The 1,628-nt window shown below is 62.4% G+C and carries 1 protein-coding gene and 1 pseudogene; one reads left to right on the plus strand and one right to left on the minus strand.

The window, feature by feature from the left end; all coding sequences use genetic code 11:
* Positions 1 to 88: 88 nt before the first annotated feature.
* Positions 89 to 343 (plus strand): annotated as a pseudogene (locus P1J78_RS24815) (IS110 family transposase); the annotation flags it as partial.
* Between the two features lie 325 nt (positions 344 to 668).
* Here the strand turns inward: P1J78_RS24815 and P1J78_RS24820 are convergent.
* Positions 669 to 1,628: alpha/beta fold hydrolase (locus P1J78_RS24820; RefSeq protein ID WP_275570050.1), on the minus strand; the 960-nt coding region annotated here is incomplete at its 5' end.

Consider the following 1,628-nt stretch of genomic DNA (forward strand, 5'->3'; position numbering starts at 1 on the left):
ATAGCGGTTTTCCCATGATCCACCTCCACATATAGTGAATCACAAACCCTTCCTTATGGGAATCCCCGACTCTGGTTTTCCGCACGAGGCTCTAATCGAGGGAGCGTGGAGTTACCGGATGCAGGCGCGCGTCGGCCGGAAGATGTTTGATCGGCTCGAGACGCTGCCTCAAGCAGTGCGCGACATCGCCTGGAAGGGGCAGTTGAGGATGTGTCACCGCCATCGGCACCTGATCGCGGCAGGCAAGCCGAAAGTGGTTGTCACCACAGCTATCGCCCGCGAAATGCTCGGCTTTATCTGGGCAATCGCTAGGGAGGTATCGGTGGCGCCCGCCAAGACCTGACTTTGGGTCACGCGAAACGGCGAAGCTCCTCAGCCGATGTGCAAGGCTGGGGGTGGAACGCGGTGGGGAACCCTCGGGAAGCATTGTGAGCCGGTGGCTGTGCAACCGACGCTCGTTCCCAGAACGAGGCTGCCCCAAGACGAAACCACGGTCATGCGGTAACCAACCCGCGTATGAGAGTCTGCTCAACCGTCGTCTCAGTTCCATCCCCTGCTTTGCACATCCATACAATTTTGTTCCCGGTCCCGCCGGTTAAATTGCTTTGGAGAAATGCTTGACTGCGATCATGAGAGTGGTCTGAGGTCATGCCGGACTGTCCCTGAAATCATTCCGTCTCGAACGTGTCCTGGGCGGCGATCCCTGCCACGTCTGCCAGCGCGTTTCTTCCCTGCAGCACATCGTGCAGGAGAATCCCCGTCGCGCGCTCCGGCTCCTCGAAGAGCGGGCTGTGGGCGGAGTTGTCGAACAGGTAGAACCCCTTCACCGGCGCGTCGATCCGCTCGAAATAGGCGCGCGAGAGCTCGGCGTTGGCCGTGTAGTCGTGGCGGCCGGTCAGGAAGTAGACCGGCAGATCGAACTCCGTCAGTCGCGCCGAGAGATCGTCCCGGAGGAGGTCGTCCCAGAAGAACGGCCGCGACCAGATCTTGCCGCGCCAGATGTTGATCTTCTCGTTAAGCGTGTAGGCCCGCACCCGCCACATGGGCAGGAAGATCCCCGTGATGACGGAGTCCATCTCGTGCATGTGGCCGACGCCCGCCTGGTGCATGGCCCGGTCGCGCAGCCGCATCCAGGCGCGCGATGTGCTTTCCTCCATGCTGACCGGCGCGGCCTCCAGCCGGCGGACCATCGCGTCGTCGTCGCGGGCGCGATAGGTTTCGAGCAGATAGTCGCGCGCCATCACCTCGGAGCGGAGCTGATGCGCGATCTGCGCCATCCCGACATAGGCGATAAACCTGTCGGGCGCCGCGGCAGCCACCTGGATGCCCAGATAGGCGCCCCAGGAATGGCCCAGCAGGACGATCTTCTCCTGCCCGAAGCGCGCCCTGAGGTAATCGGCCACCTCGATCGTGTCCGCGATCATCCGGTCCAGGGTCATGGTCTCGGGCGGGATGTCCGACGAGAATGACATGCCTGCGCCGCGCTGCTCCCACCAGACCATGGTGAAGTGACGCTCAAGGCCGGTGGGATAATCCTGTTCCATGAAGAACTCGACCATGCCGGGACCGCCATGCAGGAACAGGAGCACCGGGTTCGCCGGATCGGCGCTCTGGATGAACATGCCCTG

Origin of the sequence: Psychromarinibacter sediminicola (assembly GCF_029168335.1) — a bacterium.
Lineage (GTDB): Bacteria > Pseudomonadota > Alphaproteobacteria > Rhodobacterales > Rhodobacteraceae > Psychromarinibacter > Psychromarinibacter sediminicola.